Below are 22464 nucleotides of genomic sequence, written 5' to 3' on the forward strand. Positions count from 1 at the left end.
TCCTCCCAAAGCGCTCCACGCAGCTCACCTGGGCGCACAAAGGTCAGCGCCAGCAGTTTGAAAGCTATTTTGGTGGCTCGGCGTAGTGGCTCAGCTTCCAGGCGCCGATAGAACTCAGGCAACTCGTTACGCTGCAATGCCGGCCTGTGCTGCACCTTGGTGGCGCGAATCACGCCCAGCAAGTCGGTAGCAGGGTTGTAGCTGGCCCGGCCGGTCTGGATGGCATAGCGCATCACGGCGCTTATTCGTTGCAGCACCCGGCCGGCAGTCTCTGACACACCACGCGCCTCGATCTTACGCAACACATCCAGAACGATGGGTGCCTTGATCTCAGTGACCGGCAAATGCCCCAAGCGAGGAAAGGCGTCTGCCTCAAGCGAGTTGAGCACCTTCTCCGCGTGCTTAGGCGTCCAGCGTGGCAGCTCCTTGGTGTGCCATTCCCTTGCAACCAGCTCAAACGAATTGGTTGCATCGATGGCTTGAGCGGCTTTGGCCTCACGCTTGGCTATCGAAGGGTTCTTCCCCTCTTCGAGCTGCCGGTGAGCCTCTAGGGCCTTTTCTCGGGCCTCGGCGAGCGACACGACCGGATAGGCACCTAGCGTGAACTTCACCTGCTTGCCTTCGAAGCGACACCGAAAGAGCCAGCGTTTACCACCGGCAATCGTCACTTCGAGGAATAAGGCCCCACCATCGGAAAGCTGGTAGGGCTTGTCTTTGGGCTTAGCCTGGCGAACCGCCAGATCGGATAACGGCATGCTTGTGTACCAAGGTGTGTACCAAATTTTGGACCCATTCTAATTTGGTACACATTTTGGTACACAGAAACCGTGGATTGAGGCACACAAACCGGGATGTGCATGGACAAGAAAAAACCCGCAAAGCTAGTAGCTATGCGGGTTTTTAGACTTTCTTGGACTTGCCAAGACTATGTATTGGTGCCGACTGCCGGAATCGAACTGGCGACCTGCTGATTACAAGGCAGCTGCTCTACCAACTGAGCTAAGTCGGCACAGGCGGCGGATTATACCGATCTATTTGCTCTTGCCCAGATCTTTGGAAAGAAAAAATGCGTCCGAGAAGAATTCGTCGGCGGGCAGGCCGCGGCCGGTGAAGCTGCCGTGGGCGGCTTCCACCATGACCGGGGCGCCGCAGGCATAGACCTGGAAGCCCGATAGGTCGGCGAAGTCGTGCAGCACGGCCTCGTGCACGAAGCCGGTACGGCCTTGCCAGGCGTCTTCGGTCAGCGGTTCGGACAGCACCGGGATGAAGGTGAAGTTGGGCAGGTCCATCTGCCACTGGCTGGCCAGCTCGGGCATATACAGGTCGGCCAGCGTGCGCGCGCCCCAGTAGAGAATCATCTCGCGCTGGATGCCCTTCTTGATCGCGTATTCGACGATGCTCTTGATTGGGGCGAAGCCGGTGCCGCTGGCCAGGAAGATAATGGGCTTGTCGGAGTCTTCGCGCAGGAAGAAGGAGCCCAGCGGGCCGGTGAAGCGCAGAATTTCGCGCTCGCGCATCGAGTTGTGCACGTATTCGGAGAATTCGCCGCCCGGCACCAGGCGCACATGCAGCTGCAGGTAGTCGTCGTTATGCGGTGGGTTGGCCAGCGAGAAGCTGCGCTTCTTGCCGTCCTTGGTGTGGATGTCGATGTACTGGCCGGCCAAAAACTGCAGGCGTTCCTTGGTGGGCAGCTTGAGCGAGAGGACGGCCACATCGTGCGAGGCGCGCTCGATGTGCTCGACCCGGCACGGCAGGGTGCGGATCTGGATGTCCTTGGTGGCGAGAATTTCGCGGCATTCGATGCTGACGTCGCCCACGGGTTCGGCGCAGCAGAACAGCGCCAGGCCCTGGCTTTGTTCGGTTTGGTTGAGCGCCGAGGTGGAATGGTCGCGGTGGCGTACCTCGCCCGACAGCACCTGACCCTTACAGGCGCCACAGGCGCCGTTGCGGCAGCCATAGGGCATATTGAAGCCAGCGCGCATGGCGGCATCCAGAATGGTGTCGCCGTCTTCAACGGTGATCTGCTGCTTGCTCGGTTCAATGGTGAGCTGACTGGCCATGAGATTCCTGGATGTTGGCTTGCGTGTCGGCCATTACAATGGCGCCATGCAAAGAAGACTATTGATCGTAGGCTGCGGCGACGTGGTCGAGCGCGCCCTGCCCTGGCTGACCCGGCGCTTCCGGGTCTATGCAATCTGTCGCAGCGCTGAGCGGGCCACGCAGTTACGTGCGCTGGGGGTGCTGCCGGTACGGGCCGACCTGGACCAGCCGACCAGCCTGCAAAGACTGGCGGGCTTGGCCGATGTGGTGCTGCATTCGGCGCCGCCAGCCACCGACCAGGCCGGCGACCCGCGCACACACCGGCTGCTGGCCGCCCTCGCGCGAGGCGCGATTCTACCACGCAGCCTGGTCTACATCAGTACCACCGGGGTGTATGGGGACTGCGCGGGCGCCTATCTGGACGAGACCCGACCCTGCCGGCCCGAATCGGATCGCGCGCAGCGGCGCGTGGCGGCCGAGGTCGATTTGCGTGCTTTTGGCCGGCGTAGCCAGTGCAGCGTAAGCGTGCTGCGCGCGCCGGGCATTTATGCAGCCAATCGCCTGCCACTGGAGCGAGTGCGCAAGGCCACCCCGGCGCTGGAGGCGGACAGCGATGGCTATAGCAACCATATCCATGCCGACGATCTGGCCATGGCCTGCTGCCTGGCGCTGTTCCGCGGCAAGCCGGGGCGCGTGTACCACGCCTGCGACGATAGCGAATGGAAGATGGGGGAGTGGTTCGACAAGGTGGCCGATGCGCATGGCCTCGCGCGCCCGCCACGCCTGCCCTATGCGCAGATGCAGGCGCAGGCATCGCCCGCGCTGTGGTCCTTCATGCGCGAATCGCGCCGGCTGAGCAATACCCGCCTGAAGCGCGAACTGGGCTTGCGGCTACGCTACCCGACACCCGATACCTTGCTGGATCAGTTACGCAGCAGCTGATGGCGCTCGCGTTCGAGCTGGGCGATATAGCGCTGCAAGAGGCTTTCGGTCTGGCGCGGCAGGTTCACGAAGCGGGTGCCGAGCATAGTCTGCACGGTGCCGTCGCGGCGGGTGACCTGGCGCTTGCTGCGGATTTCCAGGCTCACCTCGATCATGCCGAACGTGCCCAGGTCGATGCGGCAGCCATGAAAGACATCCAGCTGCTCGACATCGGCCACGCCGCTCATCCATAGGCCCACGCCACCCACCGAGATATCGTGCAGCGGCAGCTCGTAGACCTTGCCATTGCTGTGCGGCAGCTTGCAGATCAGCGGCCGGCCAACCGGAGTATCAAGGCGGAAGTACTCGCGCCGCTGCAGCTTGATCAGATCATCGGGAAAGCGCGAGACAAAGGCCGGCTTGTCGTCGTAATCCTGCAGCGACACGCCGCCTTCCAATACGAACTGCACCTTCACGCCCTCGGGCGCCGCGGCGAACACGATATGGTCGGCACGCTGCAGCGCGCGGTTCAGTGCTTCCACGCCACTGATATCGAACCAGAACTGCTGCTGTTTGACGTCCACGCCGAGGATGGCGGTCAGGAAGGAATGCTGGCCGTGGTCGAAATGCAGGGTGATCAGGTCGCCCTTCTGCGCCAGCGAGCGCAAGACGAAGCCGATTTCCATCGGCGTGCGCAGCAGAAAGCCGCTCACATCGGTCCCTTCCGGGATCAGCGCGACGTTCTCGCCCTGCACAGAGTTTGGTTCCTGTTCCGCCACGGTGTTTACGGCCTATTTATTGTGTTGGTATGCGTGCGCCAGACGGGCAGTGCCGTCTTAGATTCTCATTATATGGATTCACACCCGAGCTTGCTTGTCCGTCGCCGCCCACGCCTACAGCAGCAGGGCCAGATCGTGCGCGAATACCTTGCTGCCCGCCCCGTAGTTGACGAACAGGCGCAGCTGGCCGTCCTTGTCGAGGATATAGCTGCCGGCGCTATGGTCCACCGTGTAATTGGCCGGGTTGCTGCTGCCGGCCACGGCCGACTTCTGGTAGACGATCTTGTACTTGTCGGCCACGGCGCGGATCTCGGCCGGGCTGCCGGTCAGGCCCAGGAAGGTGGGGTTGAAGGCCGGCACATATTTGCCCAGCAATTGCGGCGTATCGCGCTCGGGGTCGACCGACACGAACAGCACCTGCACGTCCTTGGCCTTGTCGCCCAGCTGCTTGAGCGCCTCGGACAGCTCATACATGGTGGTCGGGCACACGTCCGGGCAGTGGGTAAAGCCAAAGAACAGCACCACCACCTTGCCCTTGAAGTCGGCCAGGCTGCGCGGCTTGCCATCGTGGCCGGTCAGGCGGAATTCACCGCCGATGGGCGCACCGGTTACATCGGTGGACTGAAAAGCGGGCTTGGCCTGCTGGCCGCAGCCAGCCAGGCTCAGCATGCCCAAGATGGCCAGCAGGATCAGGTTACGCATCGGCTTAGCTCAGCGGGAAACGCAGGTAATGGTCCACCAGCAGCGCAGCAAACAGCAGCGAGAGATAGAGGATCGAGTAACGGAAGGCGCTGCGCGCCAGCGCATCGGAATACTTGCGCCAGATCTGCCAGGCGTAGCCGAGGAAGAGCAGATCGAGCACGAGGGCGGAGACCAGATAGATCCAGCCGGCCATGCCGGTAGCCACCGGCAGCAGGGTGACCGCGGTCAGGATCAGCGTATAGAGCAGCACATGCAGGCGGGTGAAGGCCTCGCCATGGGTGACCGGCAGCATGGGCAGGCCGGCACGCGCGTATTCCTCGCGCCGGTATAGGGCCAGCGCCCAGAAGTGCGGCGGGGTCCAGGCAAAGATGATCAGGAACAGGATCAGCGCATCGTGGCTGACCGAGCCGGTGACGGCGGCCCAGCCCAGGATGGGCGGCATGGCGCCCGAGGCACCGCCAATCACGATGTTCTGCGGGGTATTGGGCTTGAGCAGCAGCGTGTAGATGATCGCGTAGCCGACAAAGGTCGCCAGGGTCAGCCACATGGTGAGCGGATTGACCAGCGCATACAGCAGCCACAGACCAAGGCCGCCAACCAGGCTGGCGAAGATCAGCGTCTGCCGACTGGTGACCTGGCCGCGCGGCAAGGGGCGCGCGCGCGTGCGCGCCATCAGCGCATCAATCTTCTGTTCAACCAGGCAGTTGACGGCCGCCGCGGCACCCGCCACCAGGGCGATGCCCAGCGTGGCCGCCAGCACCGGCAGCAGCGGCGGCAGACCCGGGGTGGCCAGGAACATGCCGATCACTGCGCAGAACACGATCAGCGCCACCACGCGTGGCTTGGTCAGCGCCAGGAATTCGCGCAGGCTGGCACGCAGCGACGGCGAGGCTTTATGGGGCAGCGTAGCAGTGCTCATCGGGGCTCCTATCTCAGCGGCGGTGCGCCAGGCGGAAATTCAGGGTAACCAGCAAGACCAGCAGCAGGGCAGCGCCTGCGTTATGCAGCACGGCCACAGTCAGCGGCAGATGCGCGAGCACATTGGCAATGCCCAGCGAGACCTGCAGCAGCAGCGCCAGGCCAATGGCGAGGGCAAGGCTACGCAAAACACCCTGGGCATACAAGCGCCAGCTCAGCCAGGCCAGGTAGGCAAAAGTCAGCAGCGCGCCCAGGCGGTGCAGCCAGTGGATGGCGGTCAGATTCGCCATGCTGAGCATTTCACCATCGGGCGTTTGACCCAGTTCGCGCAGCACATGGAAGGCGTCGCGGAAGTCCATCTGCGGCAGCAGACTGCCCTGGCAGGTGGGGAAGTCGGTGCAGGCCAGCGCGGCGTAATTGGTGCTGACCCAACCACCAAGGATGATCTGGGCGGCCACGATCACGAGGCCCAGCAGGGCCAGGCCGCGAAACTGCGGTGCGCCACGCTCGGCGCGCGGCCAATCGCGCTGGCGCAGATGCAGCCAGACCAACATGGCCAAGAGGGTCATGCCGCCGATCAGATGCGAGGTGACAATGGCCGGCTTGAGCAGCATGGTCACCGTCCAGGCGCCCAGCGCGCCCTGGAAGCACACCACCAGAAAGGTGAGGATGGGCAGCAGCGGGGACTGGCGTAGGCGCGCACGGTCACGCACTGCCAGCACAGCAATCGCCAGAATCAGCAGGCCGAGCGCGCTGGCGAAATAGCGGTGCACCATCTCCTTCCAAGCCTTGGCCAGGCTGACCGGCCCATGCGGCTGTTCGGCATGGGCGGCGCTGATTTCCTCGGCCGCGTGGTGGGGCGAGAGCTGGCCATAGCAGCCCGGCCAGTCGGGGCAACCCAGGCCCGCATCGGACAGGCGTACATAGGCGCCGAGTACGATCAGGCAGAAGGTCCACAGCAAGGCCAACAGAACGAGTTTCTTGTACATGAGCGCAATAAGAGAGGTGAAGCGTGAAGCCAGGCGGCGTCGGCAGACTACACAGATTTAGCCGGCCTGCCGAATCCGGCCGGCCCAGCCGTGCAAGTCGCAGGGCATTTGCAACACTGCGGCGGCCTTGGCCGCCCATCCGGGCGTGGGCTAGGCCACGCCAGCTAGCGGTGCAGGGCGGCGCTTAGCCGATGTTTTCATTGTTCTTCAGCAGGCGGGTTAGCTCCTTGATCACCTTGCCCGGCTCGGCCGAGCGCGGGTAGCGCATGACCTGGTTACCGAGCGGGTCGATCAGGTAGAAGCTATCGGCCTGACTGGCCGGCAGGGGAATCGCCTCCTGCGCGCGCAAGAGCTTGGCGCCATCGGCCTGCTGCAGGGCGGCAGCGCTGGGCTGGGTGGCATCGGTCAGCAACCACAGGCGCTCGACCCGGTCCATTTCCTTGCCCTGCGCCACGCGGAACTGGCGCAGCGCATGCAGGGTGTCGAGGCAGGACTGGGCGCAGGCGCCCGAATCGCTCATCACCAGCAGCCACTTGCCCTTCAGCTCGGCAAGACTGGCCGGCTGGCCATCCAGCGTGGCCAGCTTGAAGGCCGGCACCGGCTGCACGGCCAGCAGCTCGCCATAGGTCTTGCCACCACTGGGCTTCCAGACGTAATAGGCCAGATAGGAAGCCAGCACCGGGGCAATGGTGACGGCGATCAGGGCAAACAGGGTCCAGCGGCCCTGGCGCGCTTTTTTCTGGGTAGGGGCTTCAGTCATGTGGGACGACGTTTCCAGTGCAAGATAATCAACAGTGCCACGGCCAGCGCGGCGAACAGAAACCATTGGCCAGCGTAGCTGTAATGCTTTTCCACCCCGAGGTCAGGCGCCGGCCAGTCGCGCTTGAGCGCATCCTGCCCGTCCAGCTGCAGGGCAAGCGCCGCCACCTGCGCGAGCGGGAACTGGCGCTGATAACGCGCCCAGTCGAGGTTCTGCCAGACCGGTCCGGCATCAGCCTGCCGGCTCAGCTCCACATAGTGCTGCTGCGGCGCCTGCAGGCGTACCAGCAACTGCACCGGCCCGGTCGGTGGCGCAGCCTGCGGCAGCTGGCCCGGCCGCTTGGGCAGCCAGCCACGGTTAACCAGCAGCCAGCGCCCATCGGCCAGTTGTAGCGGCGTGAGCACATGAAAGCCGGCCTGGCGCTGGTATACGCGGTTATCCAGATAGATTTGCCCCTGCGGCTGCCACACGCCCTGCACGCGGAAGCGCCGCTGCCAGTAGGGCTCGCCCAGCTCGCCGCGCCAGTCCTGTACCGCCAGCCGTTCGCGCTCGGCCAGCTGGGCAGCCTGGGCAGCCTTGTGCTGGCCACGCCCCAGCTGCCAGTAGCCAAGGCGCACGGTCAGGGCCACAAACAGGGCAGTAGCCAGCAGGACGATCCAGGAGGGGCGGCGCAGGGGCCAGGTGAAGCGATGGCGGGAATGAGACAAGGGCGACTACACTCAGCTTTGGCTTGATTACTGACCGACCATCATGAAAATCATCATCGTACTGCTGATCATCGGCATCCTCGCCGCGCTGGGCTCCGCGCTGTTTGCGCTGATCAAACACAAGGGCAGCTCGGAAAAAACCGTCAAGGCACTGACCCTGCGCGTGGCGCTGTCACTGGGCCTGTTTCTGTTGCTGATGCTGGCCGCCAAGCTCGGCTACATCCGCCCGCACGGCGTTTACTGAAGCCTGGGCCGGGGGAAATCAAACCGGTGCGGTGTGACACACACCGCACCGTTTCTGGCAGCGATTCGCTGCGCTTACAGCCAGTAGACGAACACGAACAGGATCAGCCACACCACGTCCACGAAGTGCCAATACCAGGCGGCCGCTTCGAAGGCGAAATGGTGCTCGGCGGTGAAGTGGCCCTTCAGCGAGCGCGCATACATGACGGCCAGCATCAGCGCGCCGATGAACACATGCATGCCGTGGAAGCCGGTCATCATATAGAAGGTGGCACCGTACACGCCCGAGGACAGGGTCAGGCCCAGATCACCCCAGGCATGCGCGTATTCATACATCTGCAGACCGAGGAACAGCGCGCCCAGCAGCACGGTAACCAGCAGGCCGAGCTTGAGCTGGCTGCGATTGTTCTTCATCAACCCCCAGTGTGCCCAGGTCAGTGTCACGCCCGAGGTCAGCAGGATCAGGGTGTTCCAGGCCGGCAGGCCGAAGGCGCCCATCACCTGATAGGGCTCGGTGCCGTTCGGTGCCACCGAGTTCGGCCACATGGCACGGAAGTCGGGCCAGAGCAGCTTGTGCTCCATATTGCCCAGCTCGGGCACCGAAATGGTACGCACATAGAACAGGGTGCCGAAGAAAGCGGCGAAGAACATCACTTCCGAGAAGATGAACCAGCCCATGCCCCAGCGGAAGGAGATATCCACGCGCTTGGAATACACGCCACCTTCCGATTCACGGATCACATCGCCGAACCAGCCGAACAGCATATAGATGAGGATGGCCACGCCCACGGCCAGCGCCCCCCAGCCGGCACTGACCGCATTCACGGCCAGCGAGGCGCCCAGGCCGATGAAGAACAGGGCAAAGGCGCCCACCAGCGGCCATTTGGACGGCTGCGGCACAAAGTAGTCAGGTTGATGCGTTGCCATAGTGTCTGCTCCCAGATGGGTTCTCGTTTATGTGCCGGTTGGCCCGGCCCTCTTATTTCTTCTGCCGGCTGCAACTAGTCCGGCACGATATTGCGCACCAGCAACAAGAGGCTGGCGATAAACACGGCGGCACAGATCAGGGCAGCCAGGATGATCTGCACCGGCGACAGCTTCTGCAGATCGCCCTTCGAATCCTTGCCACGCCGTATGCCGCTAAACGCCGCCAGCACGGCACCGATGGCCTTGAAGGGATTCAGACTGGGCTTGCGCTCGTTATCACTCATGCCGGCCTCAGGACTGCGGTTTTGCCGCGGCGGCCGTGCCGGCCACCTCGAAAAAGCTGTACGACAGGGTGATGGTGTGGATATCGGCCGGCAGGGCCGGATCGATCACGAACACCACCGGCATGCGGCGCTTTTCACCACTCTGGAAGGTCTGCTGCGCGAAGCAAAAACATTCCAGCTTGCTAAAGAACTCAGCGGCGCGGGTCGGCCCGTAACTGGGGATGGCCTGGCCGACGATGGGGCGGCTGCCGGTGTTCTCGATGTCGTACACCACCTGCACCAGCTGGCCCGGATGCACCTGCATCACGCGCTGCTCGGGCGCAAAGCGCCAGGGCAGCTCGCTGCGCAGATTGGCGTCGAACTGCACGGTAACCAGGCGTTGCTGGTCGACCTGCGTGTTCACCACCGTATCCGGGCGGAACAGATTATTGATACCGGTGACCTGGCAGATCTTTTCGTAGAACGGCACCAGCGCGAAGCCGAAGCCGAACATGCCGACCGCCACCACCAAGAGCTTGGCCAGCAGGCGGCGGTTATCGGCACGAACCTCGCTGGCCGCATCCACTTGCTGAGTCAACTCAGTGCCCCAGCAGATAGTAGCGGGCCATGAAGCCGACCCCGATCGCAATCGCGATGCTGGCGAGGATCAGGCCGGTGCGCAGGTTCTTGTTCTGCATGGTCTGGCCTCAGTGCAGCTTCTGCTCGGCCGACAGCTTGTCGACCAGCGCCACCGGTGGCGGGGTTTCCCAGGTATGGAAAGGCGCCGGCGACGGCACTTCCCATTCCAGCGTATGGGCGCCTTCCCATGGCTTTTGCGGGGCTGGACCCACGCCGCCGCGGATGGTGCGGATCACGTTGTAGAGCAGGATCAGCTGGCCGAAGCCGAACATGGCCGCGCCAATCGAGGCAATCGTGTTGAACTCGGTGAACTGGGTCGCGTAATCCGGAATACGGCGCGGCATGCCGGCCAGACCCAGGAAGTGCATGGGGAAGAAGGTCACGTTGAACCAGATCATCGACCACCAGAAGTGGAACTTGCCCATCTTCTCGTCGTACATATAGCCGGTCCACTTGGGCAGCCAGTAGTAGACGGCGGCGAACAGCGAGAACAGCGCGCCGGCCACCAGCACATAGTGGAAGTGAGCCACCACGTAATAGGTGTCGTGCAGCTGGATATCGACTGCGGCGATGGACAGCACCACGCCGGATAGACCGCCGAGCGTGAACAGGCAGACAAAGCCGATGGCGAACAGCATCGGGGTCTCGAAGCTCATCTCTCCCTTCCACATGGTGGCGATCCAGTTGAACACCTTCACCCCGGTGGGCACGGCAATCAGCGTGGTTGCGTACATGAAGAACAGCTGGGCGGTAACCGGCATGCCGACCGAATACATATGGTGAGCCCAGACCATGAAGCTGAGGATGGCGATCGAGGAGGTCGCGTACACCATCGAGTGGTAGCCGAACAGCGGCTTGCGCGCGAAGGTCGGGATCACCTGACTGACGATGCCGAAGGCGGGCAGCGCCATGATGTACACCTCGGGGTGACCAAAGAACCAGAAGATATGCTGGTACAGCACCGGGTCACCACCACCGGCGGCATTGAAGAAGTTGGTACCGAAGTGACGGTCGGTCAGCACCATGGTCACCGCACCGGCCAGCACTGGCATCACGGCGATCAGCAGATAAGCGGTGATCAGCGAGGTCCACACGAACATCGGCATCTTCATCATGGTCATGCCGGGTGCGCGCATGTTCAGGATGGTGGTGACGATATTGATCGCGCCCATGATGGACGAGATACCCATGATGTGGATGGCGAAAATGGTCAGGTCCATGCCCATGCCCATCTGGGTGGACAGCGGCGCATACAGCGTCCAGCCCGCCGCAGCTGCACCACCAGGCACCACAAAGCTGATCATCAGCAGCAACGCGGCCGGTGGCAAGAGCCAGAATGACCAGTTGTTCATGCGCGCAAACGCCATATCGGGCGCGCCGATCATGAGCGGAATCTGCCAGTTCGCCAGGCCCGTGAAGGCCGGCATGATGGCGCCGAACACCATGATCAGGCCGTGCAGGGTGGTGAACTGGTTGAACAGTTCAGGGCGGAAGAACTGCAGGCCTGGGCTGAACAGCTCGAGGCGGATGCACAGGGCCAGCACGCCCCCCGAGATGAACATGATGAAGGCGAACCACATATACAAGGTACCGATGTCCTTGTGATTGGTTGCCGTCACCCAGCGCGCCAGGCCAGTGGGGTGATGATCGTGATGATCATCGTGAGCGTGATCGTGATCGTGCGTTGCGGTGGTCATTTTCTTGTCCTCTTTATCCGGCCATCACTTGCGGGCAGTCTTGATATCGACCGGCTGCAGCACTTCGCCAGTCTTATTGCCCCAGCTATTGCGCGTGTAGGTCATCACGGCCGCGATCTCGGTATCCGACAGGGTCTTGCCCCAGGCCGGCATGGCGTTCTTGCCGTTCAGCAGGATGTCGATCTGGCCAGCCTTGTCACCGGTCACCACCTTGGAGCCATCCAGAGCCGGGAAGGCGCCCTGCCCCTTGCCGTCCGGCTTGTGGCAGACCGCGCAATTTGCCTCGTAGACCTTCTGGCCACGGGCAACCGAATCAGCCTGCGTCCACACCTTGTTCGGATCGTCCTGGCTCGCGGCAGCCAGCTTTTTCTGCTCGACCACCCAGGCAGCGTATTTCTCCTGGCTGACCACATGCACGACGATGGGCATAAAGCCATGGTCCTTGCCGCACAGTTCCACGCACTGACCACGGTAGACGCCTTCCTTGTCGGCTTGGAACCAGGTATCGCGGATAAAGCCGGGGATGGCGTCCTGCTTGACGCTGAAGGCTGGCACCCACCAGGAGTGAATCACATCATTGGCGGTCAGCAGCACGCGTACGCGCTTGCCCACCGGCACCACCACCGGGTTATCCACTTCCAGCAGGTAGTCGGCATTGCGCACCGGCTTCTCGCCGCCGAAGTTCTCGTACTGTTCCTGCGGGGTCTTCAGGCGGCTATGGAAGGCAAAACCCTCATCCAGGTAGTCGTAGCCCCACTTCCACTGGTAGCCGGTGACCTTGATGGTCATGTCCACGCCACGCGTGTCCTTCTGGGCAATGATCACCTTGGTGGCCGGCCAGGCCATGGCGACCAGGATAAGCACCGGGATGATGGTCCAGATGATTTCGACCGTGGTGCTTTCGTGGAAGTTGGCCGCCTTGTGGCCGCGGCTCTTACGGTGCTTGAAGATGGAGTAGAACATCACCCCGAACACCACCACGAAGATGACCGTGCAGATCACCAGGAGGAAGGTGTGCAGACCATAGACCTCGCGGGCCAGGTCATTGACGGGTGTTTGCAGATTGAGCTTGTAGTCGGCAAAAGCTGGGTGGCTGACGGCGAGCAGCAGTGAAGCGATCAGGCCGGATGCGCGGTTCTTCATATTGTCCCCATGACGGCACGCCCGCGGGCGCGGACGTCGTTTCCCTCTGCGCCGGTGTTCCGGCGTCGTTTCGCTTTGTCGCTCTGCCTTGACCAGCGTCAAAGCTGCGGCAAAAAGTCGCATGCATGCTAGCAGAGGAAAATGGGGTACTCAACGAAGAAAAATCGCAGAAGTCCTTATTTGGTAAGCATTTCCGCCACAAAGCCGAGCATTTGCTCTTGATTCGACTCGGGTTTTTGCTCTAGAGAAAAATACGGGATCACCCCAAGACGGGGCGCGGGAATGTGGGAATCCAGATACGCGAGGTTGGCTTCACGTGCACGCATGGCCGGATCGACGCAGTTCGCCACCCAGCCGGCCAGTGGCAGACCGCTGGCCATGATGGCGCGCGCCGTCAGGAGTGCGTGGTTCAGGCAGCCCAGGCGCATCCCCACCACCAGGATCACCGGCAAGCCCAGCCTGGCAGCCAGATCAGCCATGCTGTGCTGCTCGTCCAGCGGTGCGAGCCAGCCGCCCGCCCCTTCCACCAGCACGATATCGGCCGTGGCGGCCAGCGCGTGGTAGCGCGTGGCCAGCAGATCGAGGTCCAGCCGGACGCCCGCCTCGGCCGCCGCCAGATGCGGCGAGATCGGCGGCTCGAAAGCATAGGGATTGGTCAGCGCACGGGCGGCATGCACATTGCTGGCCGCGGCATGCGCGAGCACATCCTCGTTATCCAGCTCGCCCTGCGCATTGCGCACGCAGCCCGATGCCACCGGCTTCATGCCCACCACGCGCTGGCCGCTGCGCGCCAGCGCCCTCAGCAAGGCGCAGGTAGCCACAGTCTTGCCGACCTCGGTATCGGTGCCGGTAATGAAATAGCCACTCATGCCTGCGGACGCGGACGGAATTCGATGACCTGGCGGCCATCGGCAAAGCCGGGCTTGGGGGTCGGCTTCCAGGCGTGGCCGTACACCACCTCATAGGTAGCCGGCAGGCGGCCTTCACGGCGCAGCTTTTCGTAAGCAGCCTCGGCACGCTGAAAGGCGGCCTTGCCCATCAGACCGCGCTCACGCCCCACCGCCACATTGTGCGCACCGATGGCTTTCAGATCGCGCATCACCGCTTTCATATCGGCATAGGTGAGCACGATCTTTTCCATATCCATGACAGGCGCCGAGAAGCCGGCGTGCGAAAGCGCGTCGCCCAGGTCATGCATATCGATGAAGCGGTTCACATGCGGTTTGCCATCCACGCTGGCAAACGCGCCGCGCAGCTCCATCAGCGTATCCGGCCCGAAGGTGCTGAACATCAGCAGGCCCTCGGGCTTGAGCACGCGGTGGAATTCACGGAACACGGTATCGGGCTCGTTCAGCCACTGGATGGCCAGGCTGGACCAGACCAGGTCGAGCGAATTGCTGGCCAGCGGCATGGCCTCGAGGTCGGCGCACAGCTGCATTGGGCGCTTCTGGAACACGCGTTCAAGCAGGCCGAGCTTGCCGGCCGCTACCTGCAGCATGGATAGCGCCAGATCGAGCTCCACCAAGCGCGCATCCTTATAACGCGCACGCAGGCCCGGGCCGGCATAGCCGGTACCGCAGCCGGCATCCAGCATCAGCGCCGGGGCTAGCTTGACCAGCTCGAGGCGCTCGAACATGCGATCGGCCACCTCGCGCTGCAGCACAGCGGCGCCATCGTAAGTCTGGGCCGCCTTCTCAAATGAGCGGCGCACCTGCGCTTTGTCGGTATAGAAACTTTCCATAGCGGACTCAGGCAGCGCGGCGCGCAGCCAGGCGGCTCAGCAGGAGCTTGATGATCATGGGCAGGAAGGACAGCGCCACCACGAACACCACCATCACAGACAGATTGTTCTTAATAAACGGCACATTGCCGAACTGATAGCCGAGGGTGACCAGCGAGCCCACCCAGGCCAGCGTGCCGGCCACGCTGAAGAACAGGAACTTGCCATAGGGCATATGGGCCATGCCGGCCACAAAGGGCGCAAAGGTGCGCACGATGGGCAGGAAGCGCGCCAGCGCCACCGTCTTGCCGCCATGCCGTCCATAGAAGTCCTTGGTCCTGTCCAGATAGTCGCGCCGGAACAGCTTGGAGTCCGGATTGGCAAACAGCCGCTCACCCGCGCGCCTGCCGATCACGTAGTTGGTCGAATCGCCGAGGATGGCCGCCACGATCAGGCAGGCCGCCAGGCCATACGGGTCCATGCCGCCGGTCGCCGCCACTGCACCGGCCACAAACAGCAGCGAATCACCCGGCAGGAAGGGCATGATCACCAGACCGGTCTCGCAGAAGATGACCAGGAACAGGATCACGTAAATCCACGGGCCGTACAGGCGCACCATCTCGGCCAGGAAAACGTCGAGGTGCAGGATGATGTCGATCAGATTGAAGTCCATCGCAAGCTTCTTGTGCTGAATAAGTGAAATCGGGGCGCGCGCAGTGGCGCAGCCGGGATGAGAAACTGCCCAAGGTCGGTGCAGGCGGCAAGGGCCGCAGCAACACCAAGCTTGGGCAGACTAACAGACCGATATTGCGGAATCAGACGACCGCTTCTTCCTTGACCTTAACCGGCTTGATCATGTTTTCCCGCGTCACCCCAAAGGCGAGCAGCAGCGGCGACGCCACCAGTACCGAGGAGTAGATACCGAACACGATGCCGATGGTCAGCGCCATGGCAAAGCCGTGCAGGGCGGCGCCGCCGAAAAACAGCATGGCCAGTACCATCATTTCGGTCGAGCCGTGGGTGATCACGGTGCGGCTCATGGTGGCGGTGATCGCATTGTCGATTACCTCGGGCACGCTCTTGCCGCGCAGGCTGGCCTTGCGGAAGTTTTCGCGGATACGGTCGAACACCACCACCGACTCGTTCACCGAGTAGCCGAGCACGGCCAGGATGGCGGCCAGCACGGTCAGCGAAAATTCCCATTGGAAGAAGGCAAACACACCGAGGATGATCACCACATCGTGCAGGTTGGCCAGGATGGCCGACACCGCAAAGCGCCATTCGAAGCGGATGGCCAAGTAGGCGATGATGCCGAGACAAACGATGGTCAAGGCAGTCAGGCCGTGGGTGACCAGCTCCTGGCCCACCGAGGGGCCGACGAACTCGACCTTGCGCTGCTCAACCTGTGGGTCGGTCTTGCGCAGCTCGTCCATGACCTTGGTGGACAGCGCGGCGCTGCTAATACCGCTGACATTGGGCAGACGGATCATCACATCGCGCGTGGTGCCCAACGCCTGCACCACGATCTCGGTGTGCTTGCCGCTCAGGTTCAGCGCCTCAACCTGGCTGCGCACCTTGGCCAGCTCGGTGGGCTGGCTGTAACGCACCTCCAGCACCGTGCCGCCGGTGAATTCGATGCTCAGGTTCAGGCCCTTGTAGCCGAGGAAGAACACGGCCAGCAGGAAGGTGACCAGCGAAATCGCCGTGGTCAGCTTCCCGTAGCTCATGAACGGGATGTCTTTCTTGAAATGGAACATTTCCAGCATGGCGATTCTTCCTACTCAGACTGCAAGCTTGCCGACCTTGCGGCGATAGCCGTAGATCAGGTTGACGAGGCCACGCGATACCACCACGGCCGAGAACATCGAGGTCAGGATGCCGAGGCAGTGCACTACGGCAAAGCCACGCACCGCGCCCGAACCGAAGATCAGCAGGGCAACGCCAGCGATCAGCGTGGTGATGTTCGAGTCGAGAATCGTCGCCCAGGCGTGTTCATAGCCAGCCTTGATGGCGGTCTGCGGCGGTGCGCCATTGCGCACTTCCTCGCGGATACGCTCATTGATCAGCACGTTCGAGTCGATGGCCATACCCAGGGTCAGCGCGATGGCCGCGATACCAGGCAGGGTCAGCGTGGCCTGCAGCATCGATAGCAGCGCGATCAGGAACAGCACATTGGCGGCCAGCGCGATCGAGGCGGTCACGCCGAACACACGGTAGTAGATCACCATGAAGATCACGATGGCGGCAAAGCCGTACAGCGTGGAGTTGAAGCCCTTCTCGATGTTTTCCTTGCCCAGGCTAGGTCCGATCGTGCGCTCTTCCACGATGTCCATCGGCGCGGCCAGCGAACCGGCCCGCAGCAGCAGCGCGGTGTCATTGGCATCGGCAGCAGTCATGGCACCGGAAATCTGCACGCGACCGCCACCGATCTCGGCGCGAATCACCGGCGCCGTCACCACCTGACCCTTGCCCTTCTCGACCAGAATCATGGCCATGCGCTTGCCGATATTCTCAGCCGTCAGCTGGCGGAAGATGTTCGCGCCGCTGCCGTCCAGATTGATGTGCACGGCCGGCTGGTTCTGATCATCGAAGCCGGCTTGCGCGTCATTGATGTTCTCGCCGGTCAGTTCGACATCCTTCTTCACCAGAATCTGGCGATTGCCGCGCGGATCAAGCTCTTCCATCAGCTCGAAGCCGGCCGGCACATTGCCATTAAGGGCCTCGGCGAGCTTAGCCTGGTCATCTTCCACCATGCGCACTTCCAGCGTGGCGGTACGGCCGAGGATGTCCTTGGCGCGCGCGGTGTCCTGCACGCCGGGCAGTTGCACCACGATGCGGTCGGCACCCTGTTGTTGAATGATGGGCTCAGTGGTGCCGAGCTCATTCACGCGGTTGTGCAGGGTGGCGATATTCTGTTTGACCGCGTCGGACTTGATACGGAACAGCTCGGCCTCAGTCAGCGTCAGCTTCAGGCTGTAGTTGCCGGTTTCCGAAGTCTGCACGATCTGCACCACAGGCAGCGCGTTCTCGATGGCTTTGCGTGCAGCGCGCAGCGTCTCTTCATCGCGCAGCTGCACTTCCACGCCCGTGCTGCTGCGCTTGATGGCGCCCGCGCGGATCTTCTTATCCTTCAGTTCGCGGCGCACATCACCGGCGATACGCTCAAAGGCCTTGTCCACCGCAGCCTTCATATCGATTTCGAGCAGGAAGTGCACACCACCACGCAGATCGAGACCCAAGAACATCGGATGCGCACCCAGTGCGGTCAGCCAATGCGGGGTATTCGACAAGAGGTTGAGCGCCACCACATAGTTGTCGCCCATGCCCTCCTGGATCAAGGTCTTGGCCTTGAGCTGGGTGTCGACATCCTTGAAGCGCACCTTGAGGCTATTGCCCTCCAGGATCAGGCCGGCCAGTGGCAGTTTGGCATCGGTCAACAATTGCTCGACGCGGGCCTGCACGGTGTTGTCCACCGTGATGCTGGAACGGGCGCCGGAGATTTGCACCGCCGGGCTTTCACCATACAGATTGGGCACGGAATAGATCAGACCTACCGCAAGGGCGATCAGAATGATCAGGTATTTCCAGACGGGATATCGATTCATGGGCGGGGGCAGACTGTGCGGCGCAAAGGCCGGAGAAGAAACGGGCAGCCCTGGGGCTGCCCGCGCAGAACTTAGCGTTGTGCCTTGATGGTGCCTTTTTCCAGCTTGGCAGCCACGGCGGCGCGTTGCACCACCAGCTCCACACCATCGGCCACTTCCAGGGTCAGGTACTGCTCGCCAGCCTTGGCCACCTTGCCTAGTACGCCACCATTGGTGATCACTTCATCACCCTTGGTAATCGCATCGATCATGGCCTTCTGTTCCTTCATGCGCTTTTGCTGCGGACGGATCAGCAGGAAGTAGAACAGCACGAAGATCACGATCATCGGCAGGAAGGACATCAGCTCGAAGCCAGCCGGTTGAGCGGGAGCGGCGGCGTAAGCAGGGGTGATCAGCATTGGATTGAATCCCGGTAAACAGTAAGGGTTAAGCGTTGAAAAATCAGGCGGGGCATTCTAGCCGTGCGCTTGGGCAAAATCCACCAAGCAGGCCGGCGCTGCTTGCAGATGGTGCCGGGCTGGGCAATCTGCAAGCGGCCCAGCGCGAAGCCGCAAGCGCATTTCGAGTCTGCCGTGTCCAGAAAGTTCGCCGCCTGTGCAATAGGCGCAGCAGACGGACGGTTGCCTGTGAATGGTTTAATCCACGCCGCGTGCACGCTCGGCATGGAAGGTGGTCACGAAGTCGGCGAAGCGATCAGCCTCGATGGCTGCGCGCATCTGTGCCATCAACCACTGATAGTAATAAAGGTTGTGGATGGTATTCAGGCGCGCACCGAGGATTTCGCCGGCGCGGAACAGATGATGCAGATAGGCGCGGCTGAAGTTCTGGCAGGCATAGCAGGCGCAGCTTTCATCCAGCGGCCGCGCGTCGTTCTTGAAGCGGGCATTCTTGATCTTCGCATCGCCAAAGCGGGTGAACAGCCAGCCGTTGCGGGCATTGCGGGTCGGCATTACGCAGTCAAACATATCCACGCCCTGACTAACGCCGAACACCAGATCCTCCGGCGTGCCTACGCCCATCAGATAGCGCGGCTTGTCCGAGGGCAGCTTGGGCGCCGTATAGGCGAGGATGCGGGTGAACTCATCCTTGGGCTCACCCACGCTGAGACCACCAATCGCGTAACCATGAAAGCCGATTTCCTGCAGACCAGCCAGGCTCTCATCGCGCAGGCGCTCATGCATGCCGCCCTGCACGATGCCGAATAGCGCATTCGGATTATTCAGGCGCTCAAACTCATCCTTGGAGCGACGCGCCCAGCGGGCCGACATGCGCATCGAAGCGGCGGCGGTCTTCTCATCGGCCGGGTAAGGCGTGCACTCATCGAAAATCATCACCACGTCGGAATTGAGCGTGGTCTGGATCTGCATGGAGATTTCCGGAGTCAGGAACAGCTTGTCGCCATTCACCGGCGAGGAGAACTTCACCCCCTCCTCGGTGATCTTGCGCAAGGCACCCAGGCTGAACACCTGAAAGCCACCCGAATCGGTGAGGATGGGCTTGTCCCAGCCCATGAAGCGATGCAGGCCCTGGTGAGCGGCAATCACATCGAGACCAGGACGCAGCCACAGGTGGAAGGTATTGCCGAGCACGATCTGGGCGCCAATCTCGTTCAGCTCGTTCGGTGCCATGGCCTTGACCGTGCCATAGGTGCCGACCGGCATGAAGACCGGCGTTTCCACCACGCCATGATTGAGTTCCACACTGCCGCGCCGTGCGCCGCCACTGGTGGTCTTGAGGGTGAATTTGAGGCCGTTATCGGGCATGGCAATACTCCTGACGCCACCGGAAACACAGTCCAGCGCGATGGTTGGTGAAGCAGAAAGATCAGCGGGTATAGAAAATCGGATCGCCGCCGTGATGCTCGGCCAGGGTCAGGCGCATCGGCGCGCCGCTGTCCTGGCGATTGACATCCACATTGCCCTCGTAACCGGCACCGGTATCGATATGGCAATGCGAATTGAAGATGATGGGATAGGGCACCGGATTATGCCCGCAGTAGGTGATCGACAGGCCCTCGGTCCAGCTGGGCACCGGATGGCGCAGCGCCGCTTCGGCCGCTTCGTCAGCCAAGGTGCGGTTCCAGATCAGTCGCTCGACCACCTTATCGTCCGCGTTCGCCAGGCGCGCATCCAAGTCGGCATCGCGATACAGCTGCTTGCCGGCCGGCGCCTGCAGCAGGGCCGCGTGCACGAGATTGAAGCGTTCGGGCGTACCCGGCCCCACCACCAGCACATGCGGCAGTCGGGCCAAGACCTGGGCGGCCGCCTGCAAGGCTGGGTCGCGCTTCAGGATGCGCCCAAGCGCCCACTCGCCACCATTGGCCACCGACAGCGCAATCGCGGCATCGTCGCCGCCCATCGCATCCAGCAGCATCTGCTCGTGATTGCCGAGTACCGAGTAGAACCAGGGCTGGCGCAGCAGGTTCAGACAACCCATCGCATCCGGGCCGCGGTCAACCAGATCACCGGTGGCGAACAGTCTATCGCCGCGACGCGGGTCGAAACCCGCCGCCACCAGCAGCACTTCCAGGTCGCGCCGACAGCCGTGCAGATCGCCGACCACGAAGTCACGACCTTTTTCATTGCGCGGCAGAAAGGCGATGCGCGGACGCACCGAACTGGATTCGGACATGCGCGAATTATGGCAGGCGCGGCATGGATGTCACCTCAGCGCCGCTCAAGCAGCATGGCATCGCCATAGCTAAAGAAGCGGTACTCAGCGGCCACCGCATGTGCATAGGCAGCCTGCATGCGCTCGTAACCCATCAGTGCCGACACCAACATCAGCAGGGTGGACTTGGGCAGGTGGAAATTGGTGATCAGCGCATCCACGGCGCGGAAGGAGTAGCCGGGAGTGATAAAGATATCGGTATCGCCCTCGGGCGCGGCGAAATCACCGGTCTGGCAGGCGGCTTCCAATGCGCGCAAGCTGGTCGTACCTACCGCCACGATGCGGCCGCCGGCGGCACGCGTGGCGGCAATCGCCGCCAGGGTCTCGGGCGGAATGCGGTAACGCTCGTGGTGCATGCGGTGCTCGGCCAGGTTCTCGACCCGCACTGGCTGAAAGGTACCCGCCCCCACATGCAGGGTCAGCCGTGCATGGGCAATGCCCTGCTCGGCGAGGGTGGCCAGCATGGCCTCGGTAAAGTGCAGGCCAGCAGTCGGCGCGGCCACTGCGCCAGGTTCGCGCGCGAACACGGTCTGGTAGCGCTCGGCATCCTCGCCATCGGGCCGATGTTCTATATAAGGCGGCAAAGGCAGCTGACCGGCCGCCTCCAGCACATCCAGCACCGGCGCCGCAAAGCGCAGATGGAAAAACTCGCCCTCGCGCGCGAGCATCTGGGCGCGATGTTCGCCGAACTGCAGCCAGCTATCGGGCTTGGGCGACTTGCTGGCGCGCACCATGGCCAAGGCCTCGTACTCGCTCAACACGCGCTCGATCATCACCTCGACCTGCCCGCCACTGTCCTTCTGGCCGAACAGGCGCGCCTTGATCACGCGTGTGTCATTGAGCACTAGAAGATCACCGCGGCGCAGCAGGCTGGGCAGATCGGCGAATTGCCGGTCGTGCAGCCCGCCGCCGGCTGGCAAATGCAGCAAACGGCTGCCCCCGCGCACCGCGGGGGGAAACTGCGCGATCAGATGTTCGGGCAGGTGATAATCGAAGTCGGAAAGCTGCATGGCGGAGAAAAAGCGTGAACTGCGCGGAAAAGCGGGCATTATAGCAGCGCCCCGGCGCGCGCCCTTGGCGCTGGAAAAATGACAAGCCGCGCCTGAAAGCCGCGCTGCGCTTGCAGATTCGCCACAGTGACGAAAATATTTCAAGCAAATGCTTGACCTAATTTTCGGCGAACAATAGACAATCTGCAGACATCTGCGGCAAACTCGCCGCCATGACACAGCCCAACCTGCACAATTTGGCTGGACAGCAAGGCAAGGTATTGGTTCTGCATGGCCCGAATCTGAATATGCTCGGGCGACGCGAACCGCAATACTACGGCGCCGATACGCTGGACAGCATCAACAGCCGCTTGCAACAGCGCGCTGCCGCAGCGGGTCGGGTCTGCGATACCTTCCAAAGCAATAGCGAGGCCGCGCTCATCGAGCGTGTGCACGCAGCCTTTGACGATGGCACCGGTTTCATCATCATCAATCCGGCCGCTTTCACCCACACCAGCGTTGCCCTGCGCGATGCCCTGGCTACCGTGAAGCTGCCCTTCGTCGAAGTCCACCTCTCCAACGTCCACGCCCGCGAGTCCTTTAGGCATCACTCCTATTTCTCGGACCTCGCCGTGGGCGTGATCTGCGGCCTGGGCGCAGCTGGCTACAGCTATGCGCTCGAGCACGCTATCGACCATCTGAACCGCCAAGCATCGGCCTGACGCACACTGCGCACCGAACGACGCGACCAC

Annotated in this window: 26 protein-coding genes and 1 tRNA gene; 3 read left to right on the top strand and 24 right to left on the bottom strand. The window is 62.5% G+C overall.

Going from position 1 to position 22464, the window contains the following annotated elements; translation table 11 throughout:
* The 3 genes from BT173_RS08255 to BT173_RS08265 form a co-directional block, all read right to left on the bottom strand.
* On the bottom strand, window positions 1–755 hold a 755-nt coding region (locus tag BT173_RS08255; RefSeq protein ID WP_139256102.1), incomplete at its 3' end, for a tyrosine-type recombinase/integrase.
* A gap of 178 nt (window positions 756–933) precedes the next feature.
* Window positions 934–1009, bottom strand: a tRNA-Thr gene (locus BT173_RS08260).
* Window positions 1010–1031: 22 nt separating this feature from the next.
* Entirely contained in the window at window positions 1032–2060 is a 1029-nt protein-coding gene (locus BT173_RS08265; protein ID WP_072428180.1) for a CDP-6-deoxy-delta-3,4-glucoseen reductase, read from the bottom strand.
* On the opposite strand from BT173_RS08265, the gene BT173_RS08270 reads away from it, so the two are divergent.
* On the top strand, window positions 2059–2982 hold the full coding sequence (locus tag BT173_RS08270) for an SDR family oxidoreductase (RefSeq protein WP_245794151.1): 924 nt from the start codon (window positions 2059–2061) through the stop codon (window positions 2980–2982). The genes BT173_RS08265 and BT173_RS08270 overlap by 2 nt on opposite strands.
* Here the strand turns inward: BT173_RS08270 and BT173_RS08275 are convergent.
* From BT173_RS08275 to BT173_RS08300, 6 genes are all read right to left on the bottom strand, one after another.
* Entirely contained in the window at window positions 2964–3716 is a 753-nt protein-coding gene (locus BT173_RS08275; protein ID WP_072428181.1) for a flagellar brake protein, read from the bottom strand. The two genes, BT173_RS08270 and BT173_RS08275, sit on opposite strands and share 19 nt — an antisense overlap.
* Window positions 3717–3854: 138 nt before the next feature.
* The gene (locus BT173_RS08280) at window positions 3855–4442 is read right to left on the bottom strand and encodes an SCO family protein (protein WP_072428182.1); all 588 of its coding nucleotides are present in this window, start codon (window positions 4440–4442) and stop codon (window positions 3855–3857) included.
* 4 nt (window positions 4443–4446) lie between these two features.
* Complete coding sequence (cyoE, locus tag BT173_RS08285; protein WP_072428183.1) at window positions 4447–5361, bottom strand: heme o synthase; 915 nt, start codon at window positions 5359–5361, stop codon at window positions 4447–4449.
* Between the two features lie 13 nt (window positions 5362–5374).
* Entirely contained in the window at window positions 5375–6349 is a 975-nt protein-coding gene (locus BT173_RS08290) for a COX15/CtaA family protein (protein WP_072428184.1), read from the bottom strand.
* A 184-nt stretch (window positions 6350–6533) separates the two neighbouring features.
* Window positions 6534–7109 carry an SCO family protein gene (locus BT173_RS08295; protein WP_072428185.1) on the bottom strand — a complete coding sequence of 192 codons (576 nt, stop codon included), beginning with the start codon at window positions 7107–7109 and terminating at the stop codon, window positions 6534–6536.
* Complete coding sequence (locus BT173_RS08300; protein WP_084658350.1) at window positions 7106–7816, bottom strand: SURF1 family protein; 711 nt, start codon at window positions 7814–7816, stop codon at window positions 7106–7108. The genes BT173_RS08295 and BT173_RS08300 overlap by 4 nt, the downstream gene beginning before the upstream one ends.
* Window positions 7817–7859: 43 nt before the next feature.
* On the opposite strand from BT173_RS08300, the gene BT173_RS08305 reads away from it, so the two are divergent.
* Window positions 7860–8060, top strand: a complete 201-nt coding sequence (locus tag BT173_RS08305; protein WP_072428186.1) for a twin transmembrane helix small protein — start codon at window positions 7860–7862, stop codon at window positions 8058–8060.
* Window positions 8061–8134: 74 nt separating this feature from the next.
* Here BT173_RS08305 and BT173_RS08310 read toward each other — a convergent pair whose 3' ends face one another.
* The 15 genes from BT173_RS08310 to queA form a co-directional block, all read right to left on the bottom strand.
* On the bottom strand, window positions 8135–8986 hold the full coding sequence (locus tag BT173_RS08310) for a cytochrome c oxidase subunit 3 (RefSeq protein ID WP_072428187.1): 852 nt from the start codon (window positions 8984–8986) through the stop codon (window positions 8135–8137).
* A gap of 74 nt (window positions 8987–9060) precedes the next feature.
* On the bottom strand, window positions 9061–9270 hold the full coding sequence (locus tag BT173_RS08315; protein WP_072428188.1) for a DUF2970 domain-containing protein: 210 nt from the start codon (window positions 9268–9270) through the stop codon (window positions 9061–9063).
* A 7-nt stretch (window positions 9271–9277) separates the two neighbouring features.
* Window positions 9278–9847 (bottom strand): cytochrome c oxidase assembly protein, encoded by a 570-nt coding sequence (locus tag BT173_RS08320; RefSeq protein ID WP_072428189.1) that lies wholly within the window; start codon window positions 9845–9847, stop codon window positions 9278–9280.
* A 1-nt stretch (window position 9848) separates the two neighbouring features.
* Window positions 9849–9947 carry a cytochrome oxidase small assembly protein gene (locus BT173_RS19750; protein ID WP_217651430.1) on the bottom strand — a complete coding sequence of 33 codons (99 nt, stop codon included), beginning with the start codon at window positions 9945–9947 and terminating at the stop codon, window positions 9849–9851.
* A 9-nt stretch (window positions 9948–9956) separates the two neighbouring features.
* Window positions 9957–11585, bottom strand: a complete 1629-nt coding sequence (gene ctaD, locus BT173_RS08325; RefSeq protein ID WP_072428190.1) for a cytochrome c oxidase subunit I — start codon at window positions 11583–11585, stop codon at window positions 9957–9959.
* Window positions 11586–11609: 24 nt separating this feature from the next.
* Complete coding sequence (gene coxB / locus BT173_RS08330; RefSeq protein ID WP_072428191.1) at window positions 11610–12728, bottom strand: cytochrome c oxidase subunit II; 1119 nt, start codon at window positions 12726–12728, stop codon at window positions 11610–11612.
* 176 nt (window positions 12729–12904) lie between these two features.
* A complete protein-coding gene (gene bioD / locus BT173_RS08335; protein WP_072428192.1) occupies window positions 12905–13597 on the bottom strand; it encodes a dethiobiotin synthase in 693 nt (230 codons plus the stop codon).
* A complete protein-coding gene (gene bioC / locus BT173_RS08340; RefSeq protein ID WP_072428193.1) occupies window positions 13594–14469 on the bottom strand; it encodes a malonyl-ACP O-methyltransferase BioC in 876 nt (291 codons plus the stop codon). Before bioC ends, bioD begins: the two co-directional genes overlap by 4 nt.
* A 7-nt stretch (window positions 14470–14476) precedes the next feature.
* Entirely contained in the window at window positions 14477–15121 is a 645-nt protein-coding gene (locus BT173_RS08345; protein WP_072428194.1) for a DedA family protein, read from the bottom strand.
* 142 nt (window positions 15122–15263) lie between these two features.
* Window positions 15264–16211 carry a protein translocase subunit SecF gene (gene secF / locus BT173_RS08350; RefSeq protein WP_072428415.1) on the bottom strand — a complete coding sequence of 316 codons (948 nt, stop codon included), beginning with the start codon at window positions 16209–16211 and terminating at the stop codon, window positions 15264–15266.
* Window positions 16212–16229: 18 nt separating this feature from the next.
* Window positions 16230–18053: a protein translocase subunit SecD gene (gene secD / locus BT173_RS08355; protein WP_072428195.1), complete on the bottom strand. Its 1824-nt coding sequence runs from the start codon at window positions 18051–18053 to the stop codon at window positions 16230–16232.
* Between the two features lie 71 nt (window positions 18054–18124).
* Window positions 18125–18451, bottom strand: a complete 327-nt coding sequence (yajC, locus tag BT173_RS08360) for a preprotein translocase subunit YajC (RefSeq protein ID WP_072428196.1) — start codon at window positions 18449–18451, stop codon at window positions 18125–18127.
* A gap of 237 nt (window positions 18452–18688) precedes the next feature.
* Window positions 18689–19816 carry a tRNA guanosine(34) transglycosylase Tgt gene (tgt, locus tag BT173_RS08365; RefSeq protein WP_072428197.1) on the bottom strand — a complete coding sequence of 376 codons (1128 nt, stop codon included), beginning with the start codon at window positions 19814–19816 and terminating at the stop codon, window positions 18689–18691.
* A gap of 61 nt (window positions 19817–19877) precedes the next feature.
* Window positions 19878–20684 (bottom strand): metallophosphoesterase, encoded by an 807-nt coding sequence (locus BT173_RS08370; RefSeq protein ID WP_072428198.1) that lies wholly within the window; start codon window positions 20682–20684, stop codon window positions 19878–19880.
* Between the two features lie 35 nt (window positions 20685–20719).
* Entirely contained in the window at window positions 20720–21733 is a 1014-nt protein-coding gene (queA, locus tag BT173_RS08375) for a tRNA preQ1(34) S-adenosylmethionine ribosyltransferase-isomerase QueA (RefSeq protein WP_072428199.1), read from the bottom strand.
* 212 nt (window positions 21734–21945) lie between these two features.
* On the opposite strand from queA, the gene aroQ reads away from it, so the two are divergent.
* Window positions 21946–22434, top strand: coding sequence for a type II 3-dehydroquinate dehydratase (gene aroQ / locus BT173_RS08380; protein WP_072428200.1), 489 nt, complete (start codon window positions 21946–21948; stop codon window positions 22432–22434).
* Window positions 22435–22464: the final 30 nt, after the last annotated feature.

Origin of the sequence: Chitinimonas taiwanensis DSM 18899 (genome assembly GCF_900119825.1) — a bacterium.
GTDB lineage: Bacteria > Pseudomonadota > Gammaproteobacteria > Burkholderiales > Chitinimonadaceae > Chitinimonas > Chitinimonas taiwanensis.

Bases quoted from the DNA above. Each gene is read 5' to 3' on its own strand.
- BT173_RS08270 (WP_245794151.1), top strand. From the start codon at position 2,059: ATGAGATTCCTGGATGTTGGCTTGCGTGTCGGCCATTACAATGGCGCC.
- BT173_RS08265 (WP_072428180.1), bottom strand. From the start codon at position 2,060: ATGGCCAGTCAGCTCACCATTGAACCGAGCAAGCAGCAGATCACCGTT.
- BT173_RS08280 (WP_072428182.1), bottom strand. From the start codon at position 4,442: ATGCGTAACCTGATCCTGCTGGCCATCTTGGGCATGCTGAGCCTGGCT.
- cyoE (WP_072428183.1), bottom strand. From the start codon at position 5,361: ATGAGCACTGCTACGCTGCCCCATAAAGCCTCGCCGTCGCTGCGTGCC.
- BT173_RS08290 (WP_072428184.1), bottom strand. From the start codon at position 6,349: ATGTACAAGAAACTCGTTCTGTTGGCCTTGCTGTGGACCTTCTGCCTG.
- BT173_RS08295 (WP_072428185.1), bottom strand. From the start codon at position 7,109: ATGACTGAAGCCCCTACCCAGAAAAAAGCGCGCCAGGGCCGCTGGACC.
- BT173_RS08305 (WP_072428186.1), top strand. From the start codon at position 7,860: ATGAAAATCATCATCGTACTGCTGATCATCGGCATCCTCGCCGCGCTG.
- BT173_RS08310 (WP_072428187.1), bottom strand. From the start codon at position 8,986: ATGGCAACGCATCAACCTGACTACTTTGTGCCGCAGCCGTCCAAATGG.
- BT173_RS08315 (WP_072428188.1), bottom strand. From the start codon at position 9,270: ATGAGTGATAACGAGCGCAAGCCCAGTCTGAATCCCTTCAAGGCCATC.
- BT173_RS19750 (WP_217651430.1), bottom strand. From the start codon at position 9,947: ATGCAGAACAAGAACCTGCGCACCGGCCTGATCCTCGCCAGCATCGCG.
- ctaD (WP_072428190.1), bottom strand. From the start codon at position 11,585: ATGACCACCGCAACGCACGATCACGATCACGCTCACGATGATCATCAC.
- coxB (WP_072428191.1), bottom strand. From the start codon at position 12,728: ATGAAGAACCGCGCATCCGGCCTGATCGCTTCACTGCTGCTCGCCGTC.
- bioD (WP_072428192.1), bottom strand. From the start codon at position 13,597: ATGAGTGGCTATTTCATTACCGGCACCGATACCGAGGTCGGCAAGACT.
- bioC (WP_072428193.1), bottom strand. From the start codon at position 14,469: ATGGAAAGTTTCTATACCGACAAAGCGCAGGTGCGCCGCTCATTTGAG.
- BT173_RS08345 (WP_072428194.1), bottom strand. From the start codon at position 15,121: ATGGACTTCAATCTGATCGACATCATCCTGCACCTCGACGTTTTCCTG.
- secD (WP_072428195.1), bottom strand. From the start codon at position 18,053: ATGAATCGATATCCCGTCTGGAAATACCTGATCATTCTGATCGCCCTT.
- yajC (WP_072428196.1), bottom strand. From the start codon at position 18,451: ATGCTGATCACCCCTGCTTACGCCGCCGCTCCCGCTCAACCGGCTGGC.
- tgt (WP_072428197.1), bottom strand. From the start codon at position 19,816: ATGCCCGATAACGGCCTCAAATTCACCCTCAAGACCACCAGTGGCGGC.
- BT173_RS08370 (WP_072428198.1), bottom strand. From the start codon at position 20,684: ATGTCCGAATCCAGTTCGGTGCGTCCGCGCATCGCCTTTCTGCCGCGC.
- queA (WP_072428199.1), bottom strand. From the start codon at position 21,733: ATGCAGCTTTCCGACTTCGATTATCACCTGCCCGAACATCTGATCGCG.
- aroQ (WP_072428200.1), top strand. From the start codon at position 21,946: ATGACACAGCCCAACCTGCACAATTTGGCTGGACAGCAAGGCAAGGTA.